Below are 20439 nucleotides of genomic sequence, written 5' to 3' on the forward strand. Positions count from 1 at the left end.
TCTGATTTTTTAATTTTTTTTAATGATTGTGTTTATTTTTTTATATAAAATTTTTTAAGATTAGATTACTAACTCTATTTTTTAGAATTTGGTATTATGTTTTATATTATTTTTATTACTATTATATTTTTCTATTAAAAATAATTTTTGTATTTATGAAAATTAGCAATTTAATATAATTTTTATAAAAAAATATTTTTTAATTTAGAGTTAAGATATTATTTTTAAAAAATAATTTAATGTTTGTTAATAATATCAATAATTTCATCTAAATTTTCTTTTGTAAGGGATTTTGTATCTATATTTTTGATTTCAATAGCTACTCCCTTAATTTTTAGTCTATTATAGTTAGGACATTTAGTTATAATAGATTTTCCACCTAAATCAAATTCATCTTTTAAACTATTAGCTAAAGAATGATTATCATTACTTTTAATTATAACATTTGTTCCTCTTTTATCTTGGTGAATAACATTATCAATATTATTTTTGATATATTCTGTAGCTTCAAGTGTTTTTTTTAGATTATTTTCTGCAAAATCTAATTCAGTTAAAATTCCACACTTAGTTATAATGTTGGATTTAGCTATTTTAAGCAAAATATTTGATTTTTCAAATATTTCTTTTTTATTTGTAGTTATAAATCCACCATCTCCAACATTGATTACTTTGGGTGATGAAGTTGAAGCTAATATAATATCAGAATATTTTCCATTAGCTAATTTTTGCTTTGGATCGCATATTCCTCCAGAAGCATCTTCAACAAGAACTATATTGTTTTCTTTACACCAGTTAGCTATCTCCTTTATAGGTTGTTCTGCACTATATCCTGCAAAACTAGTTAAAAATAAAGCTAAATTATAATTATTATTATCTTTCTCATAATTATTATCTTTATTATCCTTATTATTCTTATTATTTTCCTGATTATTTTTTAAAACTGAAGGATTTTCTTTAGAAAAATTATTTAAAACTTCTTCATTTATTATCCCAAGTTCTGTTTTGATTGGAATTATTTTTTTATTAAGAAATTTAGCTATTTGCTTAAAGCCGTGCCAAGCTCCTTGATCTGGAATCAATATAGGTCCTTCAATAGCATTCATACTCACCATTATAGCTGCATTTCCACTATTTACTAATTTACAATCAATATGTTTTGTTTTAGATAATATTTTAGAATTTACTTCTTTATCATAATCATTTTCATTAGCTATTTCTGGATTTTTAGCTATTTTAGCCATTGTTTCTTTTGTTTTTTTTGCAGGCTCTTTATAGGTGAGTTTCATGATAAATTTCCTTATTGTTTCTGTTTTTTATTTTTATTTTTTTATTTTTTCTAATTCTGATACCTAGTGTCCTTTTTAAAGAAATTATCTAATGTTGTTTGTTTTGATTGTAATAATTCTTTTAGAAGATTACTAGTTTTTACATATTTATTAATAGGAATTTTTAATTTTGTTCCTACATATTCAAGAGATTGTTTAAGTCCTTCAAATTCTTTGTAAGGTTGTTCCATAGCATATTTAACATTCTCTCTTACATTAAATACTCCAAGAGGAACATAACCAGAATAAGCTTCTCTAAGGACTATTACTCCAGCTTGTTTCTTTTGTTTAGCTAATGCATCGAGAACTGCCATTTTACAAGTGTAGTAACACCCTCCAACACTAGAATATTCTTTTTTATCAGTATTATTTTCATAATCAGAGAAAATCATCTCTTCTTTTCCTAAAATTTGTATAAATGCTTCCATCCATTCATATTGCCATTCTATTGGAAGAAGAATAATTGCATAGTAATTTTTAAGACTTGCAAATTCATAAACTCTTGCAGTATCTAGAATTGGGTAATGTCTGACTTCTTTTAGAAGTGTATTAGCTATAGAGCTGTCACATGCTGTAATAGACCATCTTGTTGGAACTAATTTTCTTTTTTTTCCTGTTCCAATGGCTCCTACAGAAAATGCTTTTTGCATAGCAGAAAATGGTACATCTTTATCATGTAAGTTCATAACAGCTTCAGTAGCTTTTAAATCTGTATCATAATAAGTTTTTTCAAGTTGCCGATCCCATCTGACACTATCAATATTAAATTTTTCAATAATTGCACTGGGACCATGTGGAGTACTATCTTCATTGAATGAAGATCCTATGGGTTTTTTGCCAAATGTAGCTTCACTGTCAGTTGATTTAGAAGACAATGAAATATCTTGTAATTTTTCAATGTATGGATTTTCAAGATCATCGATTTTTATTAGCTGTTTTCCTCTAACAAGGTTTAAACGATAATTAATAATATCATCTTGTGTTTTATTTTCACCAATCCATGATTCTGGTGAATCCATAATAGAGGTATCTCCAGTTTCAGCTACCATCATTGGTCCAGCATATACCTTAGGATAACTCCATCTACCAATGAATACTGAAGGTGGTGTACTACCATCTAAATCTTTACCTACTTTAACAGACTTCATCTGTATTTTATCAGTTAATTTTTTTAGGTAGGCATTCTTTGATCTAAACATATATTAATAATTTTATTTGAACTAGTATTTTAAAATATTGATTTAGAAAATAAGATAAGAAAATATCGATAATAATATCTAATATTAAGAATATAAATATATATAATAAATTCTCACAGAATAATAATCTTTGTGGATATGAAATGGTTAATAAATAATATAATTATAGATAAATGAGATAATTATGGATAATGTTAATAGAAATGAGGATAAAAAATCACAATCTAATAAAAATTTTATTTATTTTTTATTTAAATTAATTAAATAGTATTTAAAATATAAAAAGGGATTTGAATGAATTTAAACAATATTTATAAAGAAAAAAATGCTAAAAAACCAAATAATTTGATAAATGAAACTTCTCCCTATCTTTTGCAGCATGCTTATAATCCCGTAGATTGGTACCCTTGGGATGAAAAAGCATTTGATTTAGCTAAAAAAGAAAATAAACCTATTTTTTTAAGTATTGGTTATTCAACATGTCATTGGTGTCATGTTATGGAAAAAGAATCTTTTGAAGATGAAGAAATAGCTAAAATTCTTAATGATAACTTTATTAGTATAAAAGTTGATAGAGAAGAAATGCCTGCAGTTGATTCTATGTATATGGATTCGGCTATGATATTTACAGGTAGTGGGGGATGGCCATTAACTGTTATAATTGATAATGATAAAAAACCTTTTTTTGCAGGAACATATTATCCTAAAATATCCCTTATTAAAATATTAAATGATATTTCTGATACTTGGAAGAATAATCCTAATAAACTCAAAAATATAGCTAGTGAGATAATAAATGACTTAAATAACCTTAATAATTCAAATAAGAATAAAGATCAGAATAAAGATCAGAATAAAAGTCAAAATAGAGATAAAAATGAAAATAAAAGTCTTAATTCTGATATTTTTGATTATTCTATTATTGAAAAAGGTTTTGAAAATCTCAAGGAAAGATTTGACCCACAATATGGTGGATTCGGTTATTCTCCTAAATTTCCTTCTGTACAAAATATTCTTTTTTTAAATAGATATTATATTTATAAAGAAGATAATGAAGCAAAGAATATGGTTGAGAAAACATTAAATTGCATGTTTAATGGAGGAATTTTTGATCATATTGGTGGTGGATTTTCACGATATTCTGTAGATGGGCAATGGTTAGTTCCACATTTTGAAAAAATGATGTATGATAATGGGATGATTGCTATGGCTTATCTAGAAGCAGGTCTTTTGTTTGATAAAAAATATCTTAAAATAGCTAAAAAAATTTTAGACTTTAGTTTTAGAGAAATGTTAGGAGAAAATGGATTTTATACTGCCCAAGATGCAGATAGTGAAGGTAAAGAAGGTAAATATTATCTCTTTACTATTAATGATATTAGAAAAGCATTGGGTAATTCTGATGCAGAAAAATTTTGTAAAATCTTTGATATAACTCGTGAAGGCAATTTTGAAAGAAAAAATATTCCTAATCTGATTAATATTTATGATTTTAATAAGGCTGAGTATAATAAAGTTTTTAATGGCAATGATAAAGAAAAGATAAATGATTATGATTTTAATTCTTTTATTGAACAGTCTACTAAAAAATTATATGAATATCGTTTGAAAAGAATTCCTCCATTTAAAGATGAGAAGAATTTAAGTTTTGTTAATGGTTTGATGATAGCAACATTATCTCTTGCTGGGAATGTTTTACATAATAATGAATATATATCAAGAGCTGAAGAAATTGGAGATTTTATTCTCAATAAATTATATCATAATGGAATGATATATACTAGCTATAAAGATGGGAAATTAGGAAACAAAGGAGTTCTTGATGATTACTCCTATGTTGTTTGGGGATTGATTGAGCTATATAAAACAACATTTAATAAAAAATGGTTATCTGCTGCAGAGGAGATAACTAATAATATGATCAATCTTTTTTTTGAGGATGGAAATCTTTATCTCTCAACATCTGAAGTTCATGATCTTCCAATTAGAACTAAAAATGCTTATGATGGAGCTATTCCTTCAGGAAATAATATAGCTATTATAAACCTTATGAATTTGTATTTTATTACAAACAATAATTTTTATAAAAATATTTTTGAAAACATTTTATCTAATTTAAAACAAGATATAGAAAGAAACCCACTTGCTTTTATAACACTTCTCTCAAGTTTTATTTATAATAAAACTGGAGGAATTCATATAAATTTATATATAGATCCTTTAAAAGATAGTGATTTAAAAGCAACTAAAAATAAAATCGATTTTTGGAACCCATTTTTAACAATGTCTGTTTTTAATAAAAATAATGAAGGATTTAGTGAAAATATGGTTTCTATTTGTGAAAATATGGTCTGTAAACCACTAATATCTTTTGATAATTTTTCATATGTTGATATTATTTCTAAAACTTTTAGATATTAATATTTCATTATTATAAATTGATTTGTTGATTTTAATAGTTTATTTTATTTTTAATAATATTTTTAAAGATGAAATTAGATACTTCATCTGTTATTTTATAATTATTTAAAAATTATTTAATTAGCTATCTAGTTGATTATTCAGATAATTATTTAGATAATTATTCAGTTGGTTATTTAGTTGGTTATTTAGTTGGTTATTTTATAGTTATTTAATAATTATTTAATAGTTACTTATTTAATAAATAAAAAGAAGAATAATATAAAAAATAATATAAATCAAATATATACTAAAAAGAATTAAAAAAAGAATAAAAATGTATTATTATATTTTTATACTTTCATCTAATAATGAATTTTCTGCAGAATTTAGAATTTTACCATCTAAAACTTCAATCACTCTATCTGCTAATTTAGCTACATTCATGTCATGAGTAACCATTATTAATGTTACATTTTTTTCTTTGTGGAGTTTGTTTAATTGATCAAGGATTTTTTGGCTAGTTCTAGAATCTAAAGATCCTGTTGGCTCATCTGCTAGGATTATAGAAGGTTCGTTAGCTAAAGCTCTAGCAATAGCTACTCTCTGTCTTTCTCCACCAGATAATTTAGTTGGTCTATTTTTTGCTTTATCTTTTAGTCCTACAATATCTAATAGCTCTAAAGCACGTTTTCTTCTTTCTTTTCCAGATAATTTACCTTCAAACATTGGTATTTCTACATTTTCCACCACTGAAATATTTGGAATTAAATTATGAAGCTGAAATATAAATCCTATCTTTTTTGATCTAAATTCATCAAGCTTTTTATTTTTTGTCAAATCATATCCTGCAACATCTATTGTTCCATTATCTGCTATATCCAATGCACCAAGCATATTAAGCAATGTTGATTTTCCAGATCCTGATGGACCAATAATTGAAACAAATTCTCCTTCTTTTATCTCAAGATTTATCCCATTTAAAGCTTTTATATGTCCCTTTTCATAGCTTTTTTCTAAATTTTTTATTTCTACGATATTTTTCTCATCCATTTAATTCACCTCCAATTTTGTTTTTTATTCATATCTCAATGCTTCAGTTGGTGGGAGTCTGCTTGCTCTCCATGCTGGATATAGACCACCGACTAATCCTACTAAAATAGCTACTCCAAATGCTTGTGCAAATGTAGTTATGGTGAAAACGGGTGTCATTCCTCCTAAAACTCCTAATGCTACTAATACTTCAACTCCAATTACTCCAATTACTGAACCTACAATTCCAGAGGTTACTGTCAGTACAATTGATTCTCCAAGAATCATTCCAAGAATTCTTCTCCCTTTCCAACCTACTGCTTTTAATACACCAATTTCTCTTGTTCTTTCATAAACAGACATTATCATAGTGTTTATTATTCCAATTCCTCCAATAATTATTGCTAAAAGAGAAATAGCAAATGATGCACTGTTTACCATATCTAAAGCATCAGCTATTGTTTCAATATCAGAGATAGAAGTTACAGTAGTAATATTGTTTCCATACTTATCTTCAATTGTTTTTGTAACTTGGTCTACATTAGCACCACTATCAACTTTAACATAAATCATACTTACATTACCTTCATCATCCATTAACTCTTGGACACTAGCTAATGGTGCATATGCTCCTTCATCTTGATTTGGATCACCAGTTTCGAAAATTCCAGTTATCTTATAATCTTCACCATTTAATTCTAAAGTATCATTTACAGTTTTATTTAATTTTTCTGCAGATATTTTACCTAATACTATTTCATCATTGTCGGCATTAAATATTTTACCTTTAGTAATTTTTAAGTCAGCAAAACCCGTATCATTAGAATTAATTCCTATTAATGTAAAATAAGGAGAGTCTGGAAGAGAGACCATTCCAATATAAACTCCTGCTGCATTTTTAACTCCACTAACATTATTTATAATAGAAACCCAATCTTCACTAAAAGTAACTGTTCCAAAAGGATTAGTTGTAGATGCTGATTCGCCTTTTCCACTAATTGAAAAATCAGATCCTCCTGCGTGAAGTGTATCATCCATTGTTGTAGTCAAACCTGCTGTGATAGCTCCAAGCACGACGATTGTAGCTATACCTATTCCAATTCCAATAATAGCAAGAAGAGCTCTGCTTTTATTTCGAAATGGATTTTTAAAAATTAATGATATAAATGACATAGCTATATATTTATGGATATTATCCTATTAAAATATTTGCTTATAAAATTATTATAAGATTATTTTCTCCCTATAATTTCTTTTAAAATAGCTGCATCAGTTGAATCTAGAGATTTTGTCAAAATTAATCCTATAATATAAATAATAATAGCTACTGGGATAGCTATCAATAAATTTAAATGAGTAAATAGTAAAATTATAGTTAAAATTAATCCAGAAATTGAAATTTTAATTATATCGTAAATCAATGACATATCTGGTTTGAATCTACCTCTTGTTATAATATAATTCATTAATATACAGATTATTATTCCAGTAATAACTGTAGCTATACTAGCTCCTATATAACTTAAATAATAAATTAAAACAAAGTTAAATAATACATTGATTAAACAAGCAATACCATTAATTTTAGTCACTGCAACTTCATTATTAGATGAATTTAAAAGATTTGTTGAAGCTCCATTTATCATAACAAAAAGTACATTCCAAATAAGAATTCGTAAAACATCTCCTGCTAAAATGTAGTCATTACCAAAAATTAATGTTGCTACATCAGATGAGTATATTGTTATTCCAATTGCAATTGGTAACATCATGATTAATAAATATTTTACTGATTTTTCATAGGAAATTTTTAAAAGATTTTCAGAATTTTTGTAGAACTTTGACATTAAAGGAAAAACAACAAAATTATAAACTGTATAAAGAGTTATAAAAACATTGATAACTTTATAGGCTGAGCTATAAATTCCTACTGCAACATTCCCTATCATAAATGAAAGCATTACAGTATCAATCATAAAGTATATTGTAGTAAATACAGTTGTTATACCAAAAGGAATCGCGGTTTTTACAGAATTCTTCCAAAAATTAAAATCAAACTGAAGTTTAGGAACTATTATTTTTGTTCGAATCTTTGAATATAAATAATTTAGTGTAAATAAACTCCCAATCATATATGTCAAAGCAACAAAAGCTAATCCAAGATTGAAATAAATTAATAATAATGTTCCAATTAAAACTAGGGAACTATTCAATATTATTCCAATAGCTTGGAATTTTAATTTACCATAAGCTTGAAATACTCCATTAAAAAGATTTCCAACATTTAAAAAGATCATATGCATTGTAAATATTAAGACTACTTCTATTGTTAACAGAGTGGAGTCCATTATGAGTAATATTATAATGGTAATTATAAATGTAATTAAAGAGAAAAGACCTTTTAATGGAATTATATTTCCAATATATTTTTGGGGTAAATTTGGATACCTTGATAGGTCTCTAGTAGTATAAATATTAAGTCCAAGATCTGTGAATATACTCATAATAGTTGTAAAAGAAATAGCAAAATTCATTGTTCCAAAATCAGAAACTCCTAAATATCTAGCTAATAAAACAATCCAAACAAAACCAAAAATACTAGTTATTATTTGGGAAATAAGTAACCAGCTAGTATTTTTAAAAACTTCTTTTATTGAACTCATTTTTTCACTTGATTTATTAGATATATGGGAATTAATGTCTTGATTTATTAATATATAATTAATTTAACTTACTGATATTAATTTAATTACAATTATTATTTTAAGTATAATTATTATAATATTAGATTTTTATCATATATTAGAATAAGTAAATTAAAAGATAAAATTGACTATAAAAACTACATATATACTATTATAATACATTTATAAACTATTAAAAATTATATAATATTTAAATTTATTAAAATTATTAAATATTAAAATATTATTAAAATTATTAATTATTAAAATTTATTAAATTAGAAAATTATTAAAAATTTCTCAATTTTTACAGGATTGGTCATTATTTATTGTTTTTAAACCAATTAACTGTACTTTCTAGCTGTTTTTTGAAATCAGAAGAATCAATATTAAATTTAATATTTTTCATATTTTCAACGTCAGCTAAAGAATGTTTTATGTCTCCAAAACGTTTTTCTTCATATATTGGGGTTAATTCAGATTTTAAAATATTTTTAACAGTTTCATAAAGCTGATTTATTGTCATGGATTCTCCAGAAGCTATATTTATAATTCCATTGTAATCACTTTTTGCAGCTAAAATATTGGATTTTACAATATCTTTAACATAAATAAAGTCTCTACTTTGTTCACCATCTCCATAAATAATGGGTTGTTTTCCATTAATAATAGAATGAATAAAGTTAGGAATCACGGCTGCATATTGAGAATTTACGTCTTGTCGAGGTCCAAAAACATTAAAATATCTAAGAGAGATACTAGATAATCCAAAACTCTCCCAAAAGGATTGACAATATAATTCACAAGAAGCTTTTGATGCAGCATAAGGAGAAGTAGGCATAAGAGGTTCAGTTTCTTTGAGAGGAATATTTGGATTTTCTCCATAAACAGCAGATGATGATGAAAAAATAACTTTTAATACTTTAGCATCTTTAGCTGCAGTAAGTAACTTAACAGTTGCATCAACATTATTTTTATTAGAAGTAATTGGATCTTCAACACTTTTTGGAACACTTGCAAGGGCAGCTAAATGAAATATATAATCAACATCTTCTAAAATTAATTTTAAATCAGATGTTTCCATATTATTTAGATCATTAATTATTAAATTAAGATTTTTATGATTGGGATTAGGTAAATTTTCTATTTTCCCAGATGTTTCATTATCAATTATTGTGATTTTATTATTATCTAATAGTTCTTCCACAATATGAGATCCAATAAATCCTAATCCTCCTGTAACAACAATATTTTTATTTTTCATTAGATTACCTATTAGTGTCTATTTTATTAAATATTAAATTAATTAAGTTATTATTGAATATAAAGTTATTATCGAATATAATTATTGAATATATGCTATTATTGAATATATTTTATTATTGAATAATGTCTTATTATTGACTAATTGTTATTTTATTAATTATTATTTTATTATATAATATTTTATTATTTATTTTTTTTGTTATTACATAATCCTTTATTTATCAATATTTTTATTTGATGTTCTTTATTTTTCTTATGATGTATATTATTCTTCTTTATTTATTAATATTCTTTAACTACCTGTTTTTTTATTTATTAAATTTTTTGTATTATGAAATATTATTATATTGATGAAATTAAGTTATAATTGTTATAATTTAATTATTCAAAGTAATTTAATATAATTATTCTTATTATTCTTACTTTATATTTTTAATAAACTTATTGATATTTTTATTATTAGAAGTTTGTTGAAATTAACTTTGTTTATTGTATAGGATAATATTTTTATTTATAATGGTTTTGCCTAGCTTTAAGTAACAACATTTATATATGGTGTAGTTCTTACATTTTATCATGATTCTTCATGCTAATGAAACATACTTAATACTAAGTTACTTAGTTGCAGCAATTGTTTCTATAGTTATTGCTTTAGGATTAGGTTTGCCTGCACTTCCAAAAAAACCTATTAGATTTTCCTTTGATAAAAGTGCAATATTTCCAACTCCTATTTTTGCTATAGGATTTTTAGCTATATGTTTTTCTGTAAATTTCTTTTGGATTTATAATGGATTAGCTTTAGCTGTATTTTGGGGTATTATTTCTGCTTTATTTGTTAAATTTGCCTTTGACATTGTATTCCCAAAACCACCTGAAGAAGTTAATGATAATGATTCTAATAATTCTCTTGAAGAGTCTGAATCCAAAGCCAAGGAGATTAGCTAAATGAATGAAATATTAGGAATTATTATTGCTGCTATAATAACTTGGCTAAATTTTGTTCTTCTTGATACATACCTTGGTTTACCTGAATCACCAGGTGTTAAAGGTGCTGATAATGTTGGTCGAGATATTCAAAAAAGAGGGGGAGATCTAGCTGGGGGATTTTTCCAAGGTAATATCCTTTGTTCTCCAGATGCATCTGCAGGAACTCTTCTTGCTTCAATTGGTATGATGCTAATTGGAATAGAAGGTGGAATTATAGCTGCTTTCTTTGTATATATTGGAAATCGTTTATGTGCAGATCCTGGATATGCTGGAACTATTGGTGCAATTACTATTACTATTATTATATCTCTTGCATCTTTCATTGGTTTAACTCCTGTAATGTTTGTTGTTGGTATGGTAATAGCTATAACTACTATTCAAGGTTTATATCATCCAAGTTCTTCTAAACTAATTGGTAAAATTGCTAAAGCAATGGGGAGATACACTAAATTAGAATAATTAAATAAATTTTATTTATTAAATATTAATTTCAATTTAATATCTATTATTTTAATTAGTTTTAATATCTAAATTTAATTTCAAATTTAAAATATAAAAAATCATAAATTAATATTAATATTATTATATAATATATTATTACAATTATAAAAATATTATAATATTAATAAAATATTATAAAAAATTATTATAAAATATAAAAATAATTATTATAAAATTATTTACATTAATAACATTAAACTGAGTTGTGAATATGATAGAAGAGATTATTGGAATAATTATAATCATAATGGCTATAAGGGCTCTTTTAGCTAAAGATAGGGCTGAAAGAATGCTATACATTAATGTTATTGATTTTGCTGTTTCAGCACTTATTGGATTATTTGTTAATAGTCCATTTGGTCTTATAATTGCTGTTACATTCTTTATAACTTCTACTTTAGGTTCTAATGCTATTGCTTACACATTAAATAGATTAGAAAATGAAATAGTCCTTAATGAATAATTTGGAGTGAATCGTAAGATAATGGAACAAATTTAAAATATAGGTCTTTATATTATAAATTTAATAATTATAAATCATATTTATTAAATCATATTTGTATTATAAATAAATTCTATATTTATTACTGTTCTAAAATTGGTGAATTTAATGAATCCTTTAGACTTTCTTAATATAACTACTGTTTCAATAGTTCTAATGATTATTGGTGCTTTAGGTATTATTTGGCTTGTTAAACCTCTTGACAAACTCATAATGTTTGCAGTTATGGAAGCTGGATTTCTATTAGCTGTTGTTTCATTTAGATACTTAGATGTAGCTTTGGTCATTGCTTTATTTGGACCAATTTCAACTGTTGTATTCCTTTTATCTATGATTAAAATTAGTGAAATTAGGCATAGAAATAAAAACAACCAAGAAGGTGATGTATTTGATTGAAATTCAAATGTTATTTTATGCTGGTTGTATTTTAGCTATAATTGGAACTATAGCTACTGTAGCTGGTCCTGGTGTTAAAGATCCTATTGTTCGAACTTTTAATACTGAAATAGCTGCAGTTGGAGTTTCATTAATATTTCTTGTTTATAATCATACTTTAGCAGTTATGACATTTGTAGCAGCTACTGCTGTTATTACTTTAATTTTGCTTAGGGCTATAACTAGACTTGAAGAAATGGGGGCAGATGTATGAGTAGAATCGGAAGATTATGGAATGCATTAGCTAACCCTGATAGAATTCCAAAATTATTTGCATTAATTCTTGGAATAGTTCTTCTAGTTGGTTTTTTAGTTCCTTTAGGTTTAAATGTAGATCAAATATATCCAAGACCTGCTCCTCAAGAACAAATGGATGCAGGATTAGCTATTGCTCCATATGATAGAGGGGGAGTAGTTTTAGAAGAACCTGGAATTACAAAAGCTCAATATCCTGAAAATTCAAAAGCTTTAGGATGGATTAATTCTTATATGTCTCCACAAGCAATTTTAGTAAAATCTTTTTCCCCATATTTTGGAACTTCGATTTATTCTTCTCCAGGTGGACTTATTGATGAAATTCTCTATTACACTAGAGGATTTGATACAGTTTTAGAATCTACAATATTAATGATGTCTTTTATTATAGCTTCATGGCTTGGTATTAACTTTACTATGAATAGAAGAAAGCATGAAAAGGATGAAAATTCAAAAAAGGCTGAAAATTCTAATGATTCTATCAATAGTAGTTCTAATGATTCTGTTAGTTCTAATCTGAATAAGGAGGGTAAATAATATGGTAGTTTTGGTTCCAGATGTTGTTCCAGCTATCACTGCATCTTTATACAATCCTGCAATTTATGTATCTATTATTGTAGCTTTCATTGGCTTAACTGGTCTTGCAATTCAAAAAAAGGATATTCATGTTCTTATTTTAACTGATATTGCAGGTTTGGCAATGTTAATTATAGTTGCAGCTGTTGGAACTGATTTGGCTGAAGCATTGATTCTTCCTGGTTTAGTTGTAGAATTAGCTGAGATTATGGCAATTTCTGAGATTTTAATATCTAAGGAAATGAGGAAAATAGAAAATATGCCTCCTTCTGATAGAGCTAATTATCAAAAACCATCAGTTTTACCTATACCTATGGTTTTAGATATGGAGATTATGACTACTGCTCCTACATTTATTGCACTTGTAATGGTATTGTATGGTGCATTTTTAACTGGTTTTACTGGTGGTGCTGTAGCTGGTGGAGGAATATTATTCTATATACTTTCTAGAAAAGCAAGAGGTCTTCCAATCGCTGTTATTGATGGTATAGGTGGAATATCTGGGATAGCATGGTGTTTATGGATAATTGGATTTGTTTTATTCTTTATTGCACCACAATTTTGGCTTCTTGGTTTATTCATGGCTGCTTGTGGATTAGTTCTAAAAGTTGCTTCAAAGTTAGGTTTAATTGGAGCAATGATGAGAGAGGAATATAGAAGAGAATAATAAAAAGGATAATATAAAATTAATATAAAGTAAAATTAATATAAACTCAATAAATATAAATTAATAAGATAAAAATTTACAATTAATATTATTTAATAATTAAAATAAAGAGGATTAAAATGGATATTACATCATTAGGTGGCAATTTACTTGGAACAATACCTTTAGGAGATATTGTATTGTATTTAACCCCATTCCACTTATTCATGTTTGTAGTTGTCTTAATTTTCACAGTATTGATAGCTATTAGTCGCACTGAAACTCAAGTTGAAGCACTTTTTGGAAGTTTAAAAGAAAATAAAGTTTCAGTAGGATTAGAAGAATTTAAGATTCGAAGATTTTTGGCTATTGTTTGTGGATTAGCTACTGCTGGAGCAATGATAACTGGTGATCTTTTTAACTTAACTCTATTCATTGCATTAATTGGTATAGTTAATGTAGGTATAGTTTCTGCAGTTAAACAAATAGATGTTCTTGATGCAGCTTATCAATATGGGATAATAGCTATGCTTTCATCTCTTCCATTATTTGGTGGAGCAGCTATGATTCTTGCAGCTACTGGAAGCCTTAGTTTGCTTGTGATTGCAGGGTTGGCCCCAACTACTATGATGATATTTGGAGCAATATTATTGTTAATTGGAATAGCAGGTGAAACTGGTATAGCTCCATTTTTCGCTACAAAAGCTGAGATGTTTAGGACTCCAGGATCTCCTTTCATATTAATCATTCACTTAAGCTCTTTAATGGTCATTATAAGAGCTATTGAAGTATTATTATTGATAGTAACATAATTAAAAATAATTAAAATTTTATAAGATAAAATAAAGTAATTAAAAGTTTAAAAAGATTATATTAGATTATATTAATAGAATTAATTAATATGATTTGTAAAAATTTTAAGTTTTAAATTTTAAAAATTAAATAAATAAATTTTATAAAAAATTATAAAAGGTGTGAAAATGAATAAATTGATGATAAGTAGCTATATCTTGTTAATAGTGTCTATATTATTGATATTATACGCTTTAATATTTAGTCCAGTTGATTGGATTGTATATGGAATAGCTATTGTATTCATACCCGTATTTATACTTTCATTAGGTTTAATAACTATGGCAAAAGCTAATAAAGATGAAGAGGAGGAAAGAAGAGAAGAACCATTTATTGGATATTAAGTCTCTATGAATATTTGATTCTATAAATATATTTGATATATATTTGATAATTAATGTATGATATATTGAATGTAAAATATATGAATAAAATAATAGAGATTGTTCTCTTTGAATGATACTATGAATTTAATGGCTAATATCATTATAAATGTTATAATAGCTTTTTTAGTTGGAAGTTTGCTATTAGGATTCCATAGAAAAGTTATGGCTAGAATACAGCTTAGACCTGGTCCTCCAATAATACAACATTTTCTCCATTCTTTGAAATTTTTCTTTAAAGAATCAAGCTTTCCTAAAACTGCATCTATGCCTTTTTATGTAGCTATAGCTAGTATGTACTGCGCTATATGGATTGTAGCAGTTATCGTTGGTCCAGTGACTTATGGTTCATTGTTATTAATCTTTGCAATTTATGCAGTTTATAAGATAGTTGAACATAATGCAGGATCTTCTTCAGGTTCTCCTTATGGTAAAATGAGTTGTGTAAGAGCAGTTTTTTCAGCTGCAGCTGAAATCCCATTATTTGCAGTTTTAGCTATTGTATTTCTTCAAACTGGAACTATGAATATTGGTGAGATTATTGCTTATCAATCAGCTAATGGTCCTTTAATATTTTCAATACCTTTAGCAGCATTAATGTTCTTCATACTTTTACTTTCTAAATCACCTTACTCTCCATTTTCAATTACTAAAGGAAAAGATATTATTTCTGGATTTGAAACTGAGCATTTTGGTGTTTTGAGAGGATATATGATGCTTTCAGAGTCAATTTCATGGTATATATTATTATGGGTGTTTTTAACAGTTTTCTTTGGACCTCTTTCAATACTTTGGTATTTGATAGGTATGGTAGTTATCACAGCTATAACAGCACTTATAAATGCTACTACTCCAATTCTTAATCCGAATCATTCTGTTATGAGTCAAATTACTATAGCTATTGTTGGAATAGGTGGATCAATTTTACTAATGTTTATAGTTTAACTAAAGGAGATATTATGGATAATGAAAAAGACTTTATTGTATTAACATCATTTGTAGCAGGTGGCATTATAATAGCTAGTGGATTAGCTGCAGTTTTACAAAGATGGGAAGTTATTCCTGTTACTATATTTGCCATTATTATATTTCCTTTAATATTATTACAATCTAAAAAGAAAATTGTACATTTAACTGAAAATTTGGAGAATATAATATTTATTATAACATTATTTGTGATAATAATAGGATTTATAGTGCTTTATAAACCAATGTAATCTGATGATTAATGAAATATGAGATATATGTTATTATTGAAATATGTGATATTATGAGTGAATTATTATCCTATTTAATATATTTATTAGTGTTTATCATAGGGTCTGTTTTAGGTCTTTTAATCAGCTATAAAAAACATGGAGAACCATTTGTATTTAATAATATTGATATAATTTCTTTAATTATAGCTATTATTGGATGGATACTTCTATTCAACTATGGATTGTTCTCATCTTTATTTGGATTTATTTATCCTGAAATCATAATTTCAATCGCATTATTCCTAATTGCTTTAGTAATAGGGATGAGGCCAGGTTATGGGAGAAAAGAAACAATAATTGCAATAATTATTTCAGCTATTATTTGGGTTATTGTTTATTTAATGATTTAAAATATTAATTTAAAATATTAATTATTCAAAAACTTCTAAAATAATTTATGATTTAAAAATTATAAAATTTATTAATTAAATAATATTTATAAAAAAATAATAAATAATATTAAAATAACATAAATAATGTTTAAAACAACATAATGTTTAAGCAAATATTTAATATAATACTTTATATAATGTTTATTGGTGATAATGTGGACGAAGATAAGCAGCTTTTGGAAAAGATGAAGTTGAGAATCCTTCGAAGTTTCAGATGGAAGGAAGATGTTATTACTCCATTAGCTAGTGAATTAGAAATTACAAATGAAGAATTTGAAAAGATTCTTATGAATCATTTAGATATGTCTGGTTTGGAAGCTCTTCATGCTACACTTGAATCAGCTAGACCGAAATGTATAGCTGAAAAACTTCATGCTGATTTACGACTTTGTTGGTTATGTGATGTAATGGAAATAATCACAGTTGAAGAATCTAATAGAATCAAAACGAATTTAGTAAATGATATTATAAATGGAAAAAAATATTCTGATGCTTTAGAAATTGGTAAAAAGCAAGTTTTAGATTTGCTTTTGATTGAATAAATAAAAATGAATATAAAATTTATTCTTATAAATTAATCTAATAAATTATTTAAATAAATTTAAAATTAAATTAAAGTTAAATTAAAGTTAAATTAAAATTAAAACTGAATTATAAAATAATATTTAATTTAAAAATATTGTTTATAAGAGGTCACCAAATGTTAAATACTCTTAAAGACGTTGTGAGAAAAAGTTCTATCCATGTTTGTTTAGTAAATTGTGGAGGATGTAATGGTTGTGATGTTGAGATTGTTGCTCTTCTTTCTCCTAGATATGATCTTGAACAATATGGTATTTATGTACACAGTAATCCTCGTGAAGCTGATGTTATATTAATTACTGGAGCTGTTACTGAACAATGGATTAAAAAAATAAGAAGGATATATACAAAAGCTCCTGAACCTAAGGTAGTTGCTTGTGTAGGTAATTGCCCATTATCTGGAGATGTTTTTAACCAAGAAGGTGGAAGTGTTCATGCTCCAGTTTCTGATTTTATCCCAGTTGATGCAGAAATTCCTGGTTGTCCTCCAAGACCAAGTGAAATATTAGGAGCTATTCTTGCTGTGGCTCCAGGGGCTATTGCAGCTAAAGGAAGACAAACAAATGGTAAAGAAAATGCTAAAGAAGAAACTGGAGGAGAAAAATAATGATATTGCCTATTGGACCAGTTCATCCTGGGTTAAAAGAGCCTCTTCGACTTAAGTTACATACACAAGGTGAAAGAGTATTAAAAGCTGAAATTGATTATGGTTATGTTCATAGAGGAATTGAACGAATCATGGAAGGTAAAACCTGGCAAAAATGTATATATCTTGCTGAAAGAGTCTGTGGGATTTGTTCTTATGAACATACTCAAACATTTGCTGAGGTAATTGAGAAAATTTCTGATGAAAGAGCTCCAATGAGAGCTCAGTTTTTAAGAATTATTACTAATGAACTTGATAGAATTCAAAGTCATTTTTTAGCTAATTCTACTTACTTTAAATCAATGGAACATGAAACTTTATTCATGTATATGTTATCTTTAAGAGAACATGCAATGGATGCAATTGAACTTCTTACTGGAAATAGGGTCAATATGGGTTGGAATGTTGTTGGCGGTGTCCGTATGGATGCAAAAAAAGTTCACCTTGATCAAATTCTAGAAAAGATTAAACTTATTGAAAATGATTTAGATAGATATGTAGAGATTTTTGATCAAGGTCCATTAGTTGGCCTTCGTTCTAAAGATGTTGGAAAAATGACAAAAGATGAAGCTTTGAAAGGAAGGGCTGTTGGGCCTATTGGTAGAGCTTCTGGATTAAAACATGATTTAAGAGAGCAACATCATACTTATAGGGAGAATTTTGAATTTAAACCTATTTGGAGAAAAGAAGGAGATAATTATGCTCGAACTATGAATAGATTTAATGAAATTCCTCAATCTATTGATTTAATTAGACAAGCTATTGATAATTTACCTGAAGGAGATATTAGAACTAAAGTAGATATTGGTTCTGGATATGCTGAATGGAGAAATGAAGCTCCTAGGGGAGAAGTAGCTTATATGGCTGAGACTAATGGCAATCTGATTAAACATATTTCTATTAGAACTCCTAGTATTATGAATATTGATTCTTGTGCTAAATATATGCTTAAAGATGTTGCTACTGTATCTGATGCTGTAGCTACTTATGCAAGTGCAGATCCATGTATTGCTTGTGCTGAAAGAGTTGCTATTGTTGATATTGATAAAAAAGAGGTTTTGACTAAAGATATTTTTAATTTAAAGTAATATTTAAAATTATTATAATATTATATTATTATACATGTGTAAATAAAATTTATACACAGATTTAATAAATAATGTTTAATTAATAAAGGTTGATTAAAAAATTAGTATATATAGTTTAATAAATAAAATTTATTTGAATAATAAGGGTAAAATATGTCTTCTGTAATTTGGTATTTGTATGAATTCGCAAGAAAAACCTTTGTAGAGGGGTTTACTAATGCAAAATCTAAACATGATATTGTAGAAACTCCTGATAGATTCAGGGATTTTCCAGAAGTTATTAAAGAATATTGCATTGCTTGTGGTGCCTGTACTCAGTCTTGTCCTTCTCCTAACGCTATAAAACTTGTTAGGGAAGCTGATAATGATGATGGGGAAGGTATTACTTATCCTGTGATTAATAAGGGAGCTTGTATTAGATGTGGTTTTTGTGCAGAAGTATGTCCAACTGATCCAAAAACTCTTCTTTGTGGTGAAAATCACCTGATTAGAGAAGAATTTAATATTATTCCTTCTAAAAGACAATACACAATTGATGACTTTTTATGTATCAAATGTAAAAAGTGTATGAAGTCTTGTCCTGTCGAAGGAGCGATAATTGAGAAAGATAATAAAATCGCAGTTGATCAAGCTAAATGTATTTCATGTGGTAATTGCTTAGAATCTTGTCCTGTCAAAGGAGCTATGAAAGGAGTATTTATAGATAATCTTGAAGATCAAAAAGCTATAATAAGATTGGTTGTAAACACTCTTGAAAAATTCATTGAAAGTAAAGAAGATGAATTACAAGAATTACCTCCTGAAAAGATACTTAAGTTACAATTTCCTTTATCTGAAATTTGGGATAAAGCTTTAGAAATCTTACCTGATGAAGAAGTAGCTTTAGAAATAATCGAAAATGCTACTGATAGATTAAAAATTAGAATAATTACTTGGGATGAATCTAAATGTAAGAAATGTCACCTTTGTATTGATGAATGTCCTACTGGTGCAATTACCTATAATTCTGAGAAAAATGAAGTCAAAAGAGATTCTAAAAAATGTTTGAGATGTAGTAATTGTTATCAAACATGTCCTTTCTGTGTTGTAAGATATTTTATAGCTAAATTTTTACTTGATGAAGTTAATGGAGAAAAAGTTATCTTAATAACATTAAATGAATCTCAATTAGCTAATAGATGAAAATCTAATATTTGAATGTTATATTGTTTGGATTATATTAAATTAAAGTTATTATATTAAAAATTATAATATTAAAAATTATATATTAAAATTCATATTATTAAAATATATTAAAAATTATATATTAAAATTCATATTATTAAAATATATTAAAAATTATAATTATGGAAAATTATTTAAAATTTATAAAATTTTCATGAAATTAAAATTTATTATATGAAAAATATCATGTTTATATTTGTTTATC

Annotated in this window: 23 protein-coding genes; 17 read left to right on the plus strand and 6 right to left on the minus strand. The window is 26.2% G+C overall.

The window, feature by feature from the left end; translation table 11 throughout:
• Window positions 1-236: 236 nt before the first annotated feature.
• The gene (locus KQY27_RS07135; protein WP_224425882.1) at window positions 237-1286 is read right to left on the minus strand and encodes a DegT/DnrJ/EryC1/StrS family aminotransferase; all 1050 of its coding nucleotides are present in this window, start codon (window positions 1284-1286) and stop codon (window positions 237-239) included.
• Between the two features lie 50 nt (window positions 1287-1336).
• Entirely contained in the window at window positions 1337-2524 is a 1188-nt protein-coding gene (locus KQY27_RS07140) for an Nre family DNA repair protein (RefSeq protein ID WP_224425883.1), read from the minus strand.
• Window positions 2525-2818: 294 nt separating this feature from the next.
• Between KQY27_RS07140 and KQY27_RS07145 the strand changes: the two genes are divergently transcribed.
• Window positions 2819-4945 (plus strand): thioredoxin domain-containing protein, encoded by a 2127-nt coding sequence (locus tag KQY27_RS07145; protein WP_224425884.1) that lies wholly within the window; start codon window positions 2819-2821, stop codon window positions 4943-4945.
• A gap of 324 nt (window positions 4946-5269) precedes the next feature.
• Here KQY27_RS07145 and KQY27_RS07150 read toward each other — a convergent pair whose 3' ends face one another.
• The 4 genes from KQY27_RS07150 to KQY27_RS07165 form a co-directional block, all read right to left on the minus strand.
• A complete protein-coding gene (locus KQY27_RS07150; RefSeq protein ID WP_224425885.1) occupies window positions 5270-5977 on the minus strand; it encodes an ABC transporter ATP-binding protein in 708 nt (235 codons plus the stop codon).
• Window positions 5978-6001: 24 nt separating this feature from the next.
• Window positions 6002-7129, minus strand: coding sequence for an ABC transporter permease (locus KQY27_RS07155; RefSeq protein ID WP_224425886.1), 1128 nt, complete (start codon window positions 7127-7129; stop codon window positions 6002-6004).
• 59 nt (window positions 7130-7188) lie between these two features.
• Window positions 7189-8619 carry a flippase gene (locus KQY27_RS07160; protein ID WP_224425887.1) on the minus strand — a complete coding sequence of 477 codons (1431 nt, stop codon included), beginning with the start codon at window positions 8617-8619 and terminating at the stop codon, window positions 7189-7191.
• A 343-nt stretch (window positions 8620-8962) separates the two neighbouring features.
• A complete protein-coding gene (locus KQY27_RS07165) occupies window positions 8963-9904 on the minus strand; it encodes an NAD-dependent epimerase/dehydratase family protein (RefSeq protein WP_224425888.1) in 942 nt (313 codons plus the stop codon).
• A gap of 578 nt (window positions 9905-10482) precedes the next feature.
• Between KQY27_RS07165 and KQY27_RS07170 the strand changes: the two genes are divergently transcribed.
• The 16 genes from KQY27_RS07170 to KQY27_RS07245 all read left to right on the plus strand — a co-directional run bounded on the left by KQY27_RS07170 (window position 10483) and on the right by KQY27_RS07245 (window position 20192).
• Window positions 10483-10851: an energy-converting hydrogenase A subunit A EhaA gene (locus KQY27_RS07170; protein ID WP_224425889.1), complete on the plus strand. Its 369-nt coding sequence runs from the start codon at window positions 10483-10485 to the stop codon at window positions 10849-10851.
• Complete coding sequence (locus tag KQY27_RS07175; RefSeq protein WP_224425890.1) at window positions 10852-11352, plus strand: hypothetical protein; 501 nt, start codon at window positions 10852-10854, stop codon at window positions 11350-11352.
• A gap of 253 nt (window positions 11353-11605) precedes the next feature.
• Entirely contained in the window at window positions 11606-11857 is a 252-nt protein-coding gene (locus KQY27_RS07180) for a DUF2109 domain-containing protein (RefSeq protein WP_224425891.1), read from the plus strand.
• A gap of 147 nt (window positions 11858-12004) precedes the next feature.
• Window positions 12005-12292, plus strand: coding sequence for an EhaD family protein (locus tag KQY27_RS07185; protein ID WP_224425892.1), 288 nt, complete (start codon window positions 12005-12007; stop codon window positions 12290-12292).
• Window positions 12285-12545, plus strand: a complete 261-nt coding sequence (locus KQY27_RS07190; protein WP_224425893.1) for an EhaE family protein — start codon at window positions 12285-12287, stop codon at window positions 12543-12545. Before KQY27_RS07185 ends, KQY27_RS07190 begins: the two co-directional genes overlap by 8 nt.
• The gene (locus KQY27_RS07195) at window positions 12542-13123 is read left to right on the plus strand and encodes an EhaF family protein (protein WP_224425894.1); all 582 of its coding nucleotides are present in this window, start codon (window positions 12542-12544) and stop codon (window positions 13121-13123) included. Before KQY27_RS07190 ends, KQY27_RS07195 begins: the two co-directional genes overlap by 4 nt.
• 1 nt (window position 13124) lies before the next feature.
• A complete protein-coding gene (locus tag KQY27_RS07200) occupies window positions 13125-13829 on the plus strand; it encodes an EhaG family protein (RefSeq protein WP_224425895.1) in 705 nt (234 codons plus the stop codon).
• A 119-nt stretch (window positions 13830-13948) separates the two neighbouring features.
• Window positions 13949-14620, plus strand: coding sequence for a hypothetical protein (locus KQY27_RS07205; protein ID WP_224425896.1), 672 nt, complete (start codon window positions 13949-13951; stop codon window positions 14618-14620).
• A 168-nt stretch (window positions 14621-14788) separates the two neighbouring features.
• Window positions 14789-15004, plus strand: a complete 216-nt coding sequence (locus KQY27_RS07210; RefSeq protein ID WP_224425897.1) for a DUF788 domain-containing protein — start codon at window positions 14789-14791, stop codon at window positions 15002-15004.
• A gap of 120 nt (window positions 15005-15124) precedes the next feature.
• A complete protein-coding gene (locus tag KQY27_RS07215) occupies window positions 15125-15988 on the plus strand; it encodes an NADH-quinone oxidoreductase subunit H (RefSeq protein WP_224425898.1) in 864 nt (287 codons plus the stop codon).
• A 14-nt stretch (window positions 15989-16002) separates the two neighbouring features.
• Entirely contained in the window at window positions 16003-16260 is a 258-nt protein-coding gene (locus KQY27_RS07220) for a hypothetical protein (protein ID WP_224425899.1), read from the plus strand.
• Between the two features lie 53 nt (window positions 16261-16313).
• Window positions 16314-16652: an energy-converting hydrogenase subunit EhaL family protein gene (locus tag KQY27_RS07225; RefSeq protein ID WP_224425900.1), complete on the plus strand. Its 339-nt coding sequence runs from the start codon at window positions 16314-16316 to the stop codon at window positions 16650-16652.
• Window positions 16653-16849: 197 nt separating this feature from the next.
• Window positions 16850-17236: a DUF1959 domain-containing protein gene (locus KQY27_RS07230; RefSeq protein ID WP_224425901.1), complete on the plus strand. Its 387-nt coding sequence runs from the start codon at window positions 16850-16852 to the stop codon at window positions 17234-17236.
• Window positions 17237-17394: 158 nt separating this feature from the next.
• Window positions 17395-17883 (plus strand): NADH-quinone oxidoreductase subunit B family protein, encoded by a 489-nt coding sequence (locus KQY27_RS07235; RefSeq protein WP_224425902.1) that lies wholly within the window; start codon window positions 17395-17397, stop codon window positions 17881-17883.
• Entirely contained in the window at window positions 17883-19010 is a 1128-nt protein-coding gene (locus KQY27_RS07240) for a nickel-dependent hydrogenase large subunit (RefSeq protein ID WP_224425903.1), read from the plus strand. Before KQY27_RS07235 ends, KQY27_RS07240 begins: the two co-directional genes overlap by 1 nt.
• A 153-nt stretch (window positions 19011-19163) precedes the next feature.
• Window positions 19164-20192, plus strand: coding sequence for a 4Fe-4S binding protein (locus KQY27_RS07245; RefSeq protein ID WP_224425904.1), 1029 nt, complete (start codon window positions 19164-19166; stop codon window positions 20190-20192).
• Window positions 20193-20439 lie beyond the last annotated feature (247 nt).

It is taken from the genome of Methanobrevibacter sp. TMH8 (assembly GCF_020148105.1).
Taxonomy (GTDB): domain Archaea; phylum Methanobacteriota; class Methanobacteria; order Methanobacteriales; family Methanobacteriaceae; genus Methanobinarius.

Coding starts and splice junctions, on each gene's coding strand:
- KQY27_RS07135 (WP_224425882.1), bottom strand. CDS start 1,286: ATGAAACTCACCTATAAAGAGCCTGCAAAAAAAACAAAAGAAACAATG.
- KQY27_RS07140 (WP_224425883.1), bottom strand. CDS start 2,524: ATGTTTAGATCAAAGAATGCCTACCTAAAAAAATTAACTGATAAAATA.
- KQY27_RS07145 (WP_224425884.1), top strand. CDS start 2,819: ATGAATTTAAACAATATTTATAAAGAAAAAAATGCTAAAAAACCAAAT.
- KQY27_RS07150 (WP_224425885.1), bottom strand. CDS start 5,977: ATGGATGAGAAAAATATCGTAGAAATAAAAAATTTAGAAAAAAGCTAT.
- KQY27_RS07155 (WP_224425886.1), bottom strand. CDS start 7,129: ATGTCATTTATATCATTAATTTTTAAAAATCCATTTCGAAATAAAAGC.
- KQY27_RS07160 (WP_224425887.1), bottom strand. CDS start 8,619: ATGAGTTCAATAAAAGAAGTTTTTAAAAATACTAGCTGGTTACTTATT.
- KQY27_RS07165 (WP_224425888.1), bottom strand. CDS start 9,904: ATGAAAAATAAAAATATTGTTGTTACAGGAGGATTAGGATTTATTGGA.
- KQY27_RS07170 (WP_224425889.1), top strand. CDS start 10,483: ATGATTCTTCATGCTAATGAAACATACTTAATACTAAGTTACTTAGTT.
- KQY27_RS07175 (WP_224425890.1), top strand. CDS start 10,852: ATGAATGAAATATTAGGAATTATTATTGCTGCTATAATAACTTGGCTA.
- KQY27_RS07180 (WP_224425891.1), top strand. CDS start 11,606: ATGATAGAAGAGATTATTGGAATAATTATAATCATAATGGCTATAAGG.
- KQY27_RS07185 (WP_224425892.1), top strand. CDS start 12,005: ATGAATCCTTTAGACTTTCTTAATATAACTACTGTTTCAATAGTTCTA.
- KQY27_RS07195 (WP_224425894.1), top strand. CDS start 12,542: ATGAGTAGAATCGGAAGATTATGGAATGCATTAGCTAACCCTGATAGA.
- KQY27_RS07200 (WP_224425895.1), top strand. CDS start 13,125: ATGGTAGTTTTGGTTCCAGATGTTGTTCCAGCTATCACTGCATCTTTA.
- KQY27_RS07205 (WP_224425896.1), top strand. CDS start 13,949: ATGGATATTACATCATTAGGTGGCAATTTACTTGGAACAATACCTTTA.
- KQY27_RS07210 (WP_224425897.1), top strand. CDS start 14,789: ATGAATAAATTGATGATAAGTAGCTATATCTTGTTAATAGTGTCTATA.
- KQY27_RS07215 (WP_224425898.1), top strand. CDS start 15,125: ATGAATTTAATGGCTAATATCATTATAAATGTTATAATAGCTTTTTTA.
- KQY27_RS07220 (WP_224425899.1), top strand. CDS start 16,003: ATGGATAATGAAAAAGACTTTATTGTATTAACATCATTTGTAGCAGGT.
- KQY27_RS07225 (WP_224425900.1), top strand. CDS start 16,314: ATGAGTGAATTATTATCCTATTTAATATATTTATTAGTGTTTATCATA.
- KQY27_RS07235 (WP_224425902.1), top strand. CDS start 17,395: ATGTTAAATACTCTTAAAGACGTTGTGAGAAAAAGTTCTATCCATGTT.
- KQY27_RS07240 (WP_224425903.1), top strand. CDS start 17,883: ATGATATTGCCTATTGGACCAGTTCATCCTGGGTTAAAAGAGCCTCTT.
- KQY27_RS07245 (WP_224425904.1), top strand. CDS start 19,164: ATGTCTTCTGTAATTTGGTATTTGTATGAATTCGCAAGAAAAACCTTT.